6 protein-coding genes are annotated in these 5,508 nt (G+C 73.8%); 3 read left to right on the forward strand and 3 right to left on the reverse strand.

Annotated features, from left to right (window positions below):
- Positions 1-77: 77 nt before the first annotated feature.
- The 3 genes from AB0N76_RS38965 to AB0N76_RS38975 all read right to left on the reverse strand — a co-directional run bounded on the left by AB0N76_RS38965 (position 78) and on the right by AB0N76_RS38975 (position 3,563).
- Positions 78-734 carry a GPP34 family phosphoprotein gene (locus AB0N76_RS38965; RefSeq protein WP_363565598.1) on the reverse strand — a complete coding sequence of 219 codons (657 nt, stop codon included), beginning with the start codon at positions 732-734 and terminating at the stop codon, positions 78-80.
- Positions 735-922: 188 nt separating this feature from the next.
- Positions 923-2,878 carry a cellulase family glycosylhydrolase gene (locus AB0N76_RS38970; protein WP_363565599.1) on the reverse strand — a complete coding sequence of 652 codons (1,956 nt, stop codon included), beginning with the start codon at positions 2,876-2,878 and terminating at the stop codon, positions 923-925.
- A gap of 151 nt (positions 2,879-3,029) precedes the next feature.
- A complete protein-coding gene (locus tag AB0N76_RS38975; RefSeq protein ID WP_363565600.1) occupies positions 3,030-3,563 on the reverse strand; it encodes a DUF5134 domain-containing protein in 534 nt (177 codons plus the stop codon).
- A 291-nt stretch (positions 3,564-3,854) separates the two neighbouring features.
- Here AB0N76_RS38975 and AB0N76_RS38980 point away from each other — a divergent pair, with 291 nt between their 5' ends.
- The 3 genes from AB0N76_RS38980 to AB0N76_RS38990 all read left to right on the forward strand — a co-directional run bounded on the left by AB0N76_RS38980 (position 3,855) and on the right by AB0N76_RS38990 (position 5,452).
- Positions 3,855-4,199, forward strand: a complete 345-nt coding sequence (locus tag AB0N76_RS38980; RefSeq protein WP_363565601.1) for a hypothetical protein — start codon at positions 3,855-3,857, stop codon at positions 4,197-4,199.
- A gap of 214 nt (positions 4,200-4,413) precedes the next feature.
- Positions 4,414-4,761: a DoxX family protein gene (locus AB0N76_RS38985; RefSeq protein ID WP_363565602.1), complete on the forward strand. Its 348-nt coding sequence runs from the start codon at positions 4,414-4,416 to the stop codon at positions 4,759-4,761.
- Between the two features lie 157 nt (positions 4,762-4,918).
- On the forward strand, positions 4,919-5,452 hold the full coding sequence (locus AB0N76_RS38990; RefSeq protein WP_363565603.1) for a hypothetical protein: 534 nt from the start codon (positions 4,919-4,921) through the stop codon (positions 5,450-5,452).
- Positions 5,453-5,508 lie beyond the last annotated feature (56 nt).

Consider the following 5,508-nt stretch of genomic DNA (forward strand, 5'->3'; position numbering starts at 1 on the left):
GTACCGGACGGCGCCCCCTCCGCGCGGAGGGGGCGCCGTCCGCCGTCTGCCGTTTCTGCCCGGCCGGCCGGGGCCGGTCAGCCGCCGCCCATCCCGCCCTGGGCGGCGACCATGGTCAGGTTCAGCCCGGCCACCGCCCGGGCCAGGCCCGGGGCCGCCTCGTCGGCGAGCCGCTCGGTGAGGGCGGTGATCCGCGCGGCGTGGTCCCCGCGGTCGCGCCGCGAGAGCACCAGCCGCAGGTGCCCGTGGGCGGCCAGCGCCGCGAGGGCGGCGTCGGCGAACGGCGCCCCGGCGACCGGCTCGCCGCCGCGCACCAGAGCGGCCACCCGCGCCTGCAGGTCGAGGGCCTCGCGCGGATCCTCCATCGCCACCGTGCGGTGCGGGGCGACCGGGCCGTGCGGGTCGCGGTCGGCCATGGTCACCACGCCGAGCACCGCGAGCCGCTCCTCGACGGCCTCCAGCATGTCCTCGCGCCCGCGCCTGATCCACGCCTTCCAGGTGCGCTCGCGGCCGCCGAGTTCGGCGAGCAGCGTGTCCAGGACCCCGTCCCCGGTGGGATCGGCGGAGACCACCCGCACCCGGCCCGCGCCGTCCTCGGCGACGGCGCCCCGGTGGGCGAGCTCGGCCAGGGCGGCGGCGCGCAGCAGGAAGCCGGCCCGGGCGCGGTCCTGCAGCGACTGGGACCGGGTGTCGAAGGCCAGCAGGTAGGCGGCCAGATGCAGTCCTCGGCTCATGGCACCGACCCTACGCCGCACCCGCCCGGGCGCCGTCAGCCCGCGGGAGGGCCCGCCCTCCACCCGCGGGAGCACCCGCCCCGCGCGCCGCTCGTCCCCCGGTCCCACATCCGCCGGTCCCACATTCGTCCGCCCGTCGTCCGCCCGTGGTGGGCGCGCCCGGCGGGTCGGCCGGGCGGGCGGCGCGGTCAGGCCAGCGGACGGCACAGCAGGGCGTCCGGGACCCCGTAGTGGAGCCAGCGCCAGGTCATCGCGACACCCGCCACGTACTCGCCCGCCCCGCACTGCCCCTTGTAGGCGCCCGGCGCCCAGTCGCTGGCCGCGGAGTCTGCGCCGGTGGAGGCCGGCGGGCGGTTGTCACCGTGGTCGAACCACAGCACCCGGCCGGCCCCGGCAGCCCCGGTGGGCAGGGTGGCAGCGGTGGCCGGGACGGCGGCCGGGGCGCAGAGCAGGGCCGCCATGGCGTTGTTGCGCACGCCGTAGCCGACGGCCAGCTGCCCGCCCGGGCACTGGAGCTTGTCGTAGCCGGCCGCCCAGTCGCCGCCGGTGACGTAGCGCTCGTCGGTGACGGCCGTCCAGGGGCCCTCCCCGGCGGGCGGCTGCGCGGCGTCGGTGCACAGCCCGCGGCCGTCACCGCGCCCCAGGCCGATCAGGCGCTGCCCGTCGGGGCAGTCGCCCTTGCGGTTGCCGCTGCTCCAGTCGGGAAGGGCCAGCATGTGCCGGGAGACGTTGCGGTCGCCGTGGTCCAGGTCCAGCAGGTTCCAGCGCGCCGCGACCGGCACCGCCCCGGTCCGCGAGGGGGCGGCGACCAGGCGGTTCCAGTACGCGGCGCGCCAGTCGCCCGGATCCTCGACGCTGAGCCGCCGCCCGGCGCGGTCGTAGTGCAGCAGCGCCCAACTGTCCTGCGGCACGCCGTCGTTGTGCCATCCGACCAGCGGCCAGATCGCGAAGTCGGTGTCGTGGGCGGCCAGGATCGCGGTGAAGCGGTCGAACCAGGCGCGCTCCTTGGCGTCGCCCGCGCCCCGCCCGCCCGCGCCGAACTCGCTGATCCACACCGGGGCGGTGAAGTGCTGCCCGGCGGCGGTGACGAACAGCGCCTCCTCGTCGACCGCCGCGGCCAGCTGCTCGGGGGAGAGGTCCTGGTAGCGCGGGTCGCCGGTGGCCCCCGGACCGCTGCCCGCACCGGTGTTGGCCGGCCCGGTGTAGGCGTAGAAGTGCGCCGAGTACACCAGCTTGCCGGAGTCGATCAGGGTGTTGGACAAGGTGGCGACCGGCTTGAGCTGGGGACGGCCGTGCGGCAGGCCCGCCAGCGGGACGCCCTGCCAGTTGATGCCCTCCATGACGATCAGCAGGTCGGGCGCGGCCCGCAGGATCCGGTTGCCCGCCTCCTCGAAGGCCGCGTGCTGGTCGTGGCCGTCGCCCAGGCCCCAGTTGGGGTCGTCCCAGACGTCGCGGCGCACCTCGTTGCGCAGGTCGGCGCCGACCACCCGCTTGTTCAAGCGGTAGCGCTCCGCCATGAACACCCAGTCCGCGACCCACTGTTCGGTGGACTGGCCGCTGTTCCACCGCTCGTTGCCGTCCAGGCCGCAGCAGAACCGGTAGCTCGTGGTGTGGTTGTTGAGGATCACCGCGAAGCCGTCGGCGGTGAGCGCCGCCACCACGGCGTCGAAGACCTGCAGCGGGGTGCGGCCGCGCAGCTGCGGATTGGCGGCCACGGCCGCGTCCGGCACGGCGGCGCCGTCGTGGATCATCGCGTTCGCGAACGGCAGCCGGACGCTGTTCAGCCCCAGGTCGCGGAAGGCCGCCGTGATCTCCGCCAGCGGCGCCCGGTCCAGGCCCAGCGGCAGGTTGTAGGAGACCTGGCCGGCCTGGTTGTTCGCCGGATCCGTGGTGTCACCGCTGCCCTGCCAGGTGCCCTGCGCCCCCGACCAGTTGCCCGCCTTCAGCTTGAACCGGGCCCCGGAGGCGTCGACGATGTAGCGCCCGCGGGTGCTCAGCGGCCCCGTCCAGGACGCCTCCTGCTGCGCCCCGCTGTCCCTTGGTGCTGCCGCGCTCCTCGCGGCGGTGCCCGGCGCCCCCGCGAGGAGCGCGGCCAGGGCGGTCGCCGCCGACAGCAGACGCAGCGCGAGCCTTCTCGTGACCATCTGACCATCCCGGACGGGGTGAGGGCGGCACAGGCCGTCCCCCGCCGGACCCGGCCTTGCGCGTACACGGTCACCCGGGATCCTGACACACCCACCCCCCGCCCCGGCACCCGTCCGCGGGCATTCCGCCGGTGAACCGGCCGAGCGGCGGTCAGCCCATGGCGACGAGCATGTAGAACATGCCGGTGGCCATCACCGTGCGCCGCGCGGCCACCAGGGCGGGCTCCGAGCCGCCGGCCGGGCGCACCAGCACCGCCCGGGCCCCGCGCGCGACGTACGCCAGGAAGTAGCCGGCCAGCGCGAGCAGCATCCACCGTGGCACCGCCGCCCCGGCATGGTGGTGCCCCTGCGCGCCCGGCGCCGTGGACAGCACCAGGGCGGCCATCGCGGCCGCGCCGAGGACGTGGTGCAGGCAATGCCGCAGGCTCCCCGCCCTCCCCGCGCTCCCCGCGAGCAGGAGCACCGGCCAGACCGCGGCCGCGGTGAGCAGGGCCGCCCACACGGCCGGCGGCAGCGGGTCGAACGCCGGCACCAGCATCGCCACCATGGCCAGCGCCATCACGATCTCGGCCGCCTCCAGCCGGCGCTCCGCGTACCGGCGCCCCGCGATGACCAGCACGCAGTGCAGCGCACACCACCCGCTCAGGGCGATCAGCAGGACGGTCGCGATCACGGGCTCGACCACGGGAACCCCCGTTCCAGGACCGTCCCCGACCCACCACACAGCCGCCGGCCCACCTCCCCACCCTAGGCCGCCACAGCCGGAAGCGCGTGTTCGGCGGCGTGGGGACGGTCGGGCCGCAGGCGCTCGTACCCGCATCTGATCGCTGGTCGGCTGGACCGCCGCCGGCACCGACAAAGGGAGGCGTACAACCAACCTAAGGGACCAACTTGGGAAACCGAGAAGTCCGATGGGAAGATCTGGTAGATGGAAAAATATCGAGTACCGATTCGGCAGGTGATCTACCCCTGCATCTTGTTCGATGATGACGACTGGCTGATCTCCTGCGCGGACGCCGATGAGGTCCGCCTTGCCTCCGAGCCGGATTTCATCAGCGATATTCGGTACGCCTTCGACGCCGAGGGGAAGCCCTTGAGGCTTTTCGTCGTGGGCAGGAAAGGAAACGAGGTCGATTTCGAGCTGACCGGGCCCCCTGAGCCCGAGCGGCTCCGGCACTGCGTGGAGACCTATTTCCACTCCTGGACGGACGCCGATCCTCCGGCTCTCACCGCTGATGTGGCGAACTTTGCCGCCGCTGCTGCGGAGGCTGCGGAGATCACCCCGATCAGGAGGAGGAAGAGGCGGGACCCGAAGGCGTAGCCGGACGGGACGGGAGGGGACGGGCCGTCAGGCCGGGCCCGGCCGCGCCGCCCGCCGGGGAGTCCCCGGCGGACGGCGGAAAAGTTTCTGCGGCTGTGTTGTCACATCCGGTCGGGGTGGCGGGTCAGTGGAGTGTCCGAGCAAGCGCGGACGAAGTGGGGCGGGGTTCGTCCCGCCCGCTGTCCTCCAACACACGAGAGCCGGGGTTCCCATCATGTCCGTCGCCTACACCGTCCTTGCCGTCGTCAGCGCCCTGTGGGTGGGTTTCTCCGGTGTCTCGCTGGCGCGTCGTGCGGAGTTCGTGACCCAGCCGCTGGTGGAGTACGGGGTGCCGCGCTCGTGGTGGGTCCCGCTCGCGTTCGCCAAGCTCGTCGGCGCCGCCGGGCTGCTGGTCGGCCTCGCCGTGCCGGCCGTCGGCGTCGCCGCGGCGGTGGGCCTGATCCTCTACTTCCTCGGCGCGGTGACCACCTGCCTGCGGGCCCGCTCGTACAAGACCGTGCCGTTCCCGCTCCTGTACCTCGCGCCCGTCGCGGTCACTCTCGGACTGGGTATCGCCGCCTGACCGGATGGGTGGGCATGTTCCGGCCAAGTTGGGCTCTTCATGCACTGGACACCAGACGTCCACATAATCTCCTCACTAGGGCGAGGCTTCGCCGCGGCCATCCCCCCGACCAGCGGGCATCGAGCATGCCCGCCGCCAGGACTGGAGTGAACCGATCATGCATCCTCGTCACCTGTGGAAGCGCCTGACCGGCGCGGTCGTGCGCCGCGGCATCGGCGCGACCGTGGGCGCGCTCGCGCTCGTCGCCGCCTTCGTCCTCACGGGCACCGCCGCCAGCACCTCGAACGCGGCCGCCCAGCCGGCCGGCGTCACCGCCGTCACCGGCACCCCCGGCCAGTGGGCCTGTTCCGGCGCCGCGATCCCGGACGGCTGGGTCCTCACCGCCTTCAACAAGGACGGCTGCAGCGGCTGGGGCTCGTGGTACCAGCGGCCGGCCGCGGACGGGCTCTACACCTGCGGCGGTTCCCCGATCGTCTCGGGGTACGTCACCACCGACTACATCAAGTACGGCTGCAACGGGATGGGTTCCTGGCGGCACAACCTCGTCAGCATGATCTGGCGAGGATCCCCGGGCCTTCAGGCCCGGGAGGAATCGCATCCTTGGTGCGGAGGCGCGGAGCGCCGGAGTTCGTTGCGGGAGGTAGCGCGGAGCGCTACCCCGGTCGCTTCTGGTTCTCGATGTACTCCTTGATGATCGACAACGGGGCGCCCCCGCAGGACGCGGCGAAGTACTGGGCGACCAGAAGT

Origin of the sequence: Kitasatospora sp. NPDC093806 (genome assembly GCF_040683335.1) — a bacterium.
In the GTDB taxonomy this organism is placed as follows: Bacteria; Actinomycetota; Actinomycetes; order Streptomycetales; family Streptomycetaceae; genus Kitasatospora.

Bases quoted from the DNA above. Each gene is read 5' to 3' on its own strand.
- AB0N76_RS38965 (WP_363565598.1), bottom strand. From the start codon at position 734: ATGAGCCGAGGACTGCATCTGGCCGCCTACCTGCTGGCCTTCGACACC.
- AB0N76_RS38970 (WP_363565599.1), bottom strand. From the start codon at position 2,878: ATGGTCACGAGAAGGCTCGCGCTGCGTCTGCTGTCGGCGGCGACCGCC.
- AB0N76_RS38985 (WP_363565602.1), top strand. From the start codon at position 4,414: ATGTCCGTCGCCTACACCGTCCTTGCCGTCGTCAGCGCCCTGTGGGTG.
- AB0N76_RS38990 (WP_363565603.1), top strand. From the start codon at position 4,919: ATGCATCCTCGTCACCTGTGGAAGCGCCTGACCGGCGCGGTCGTGCGC.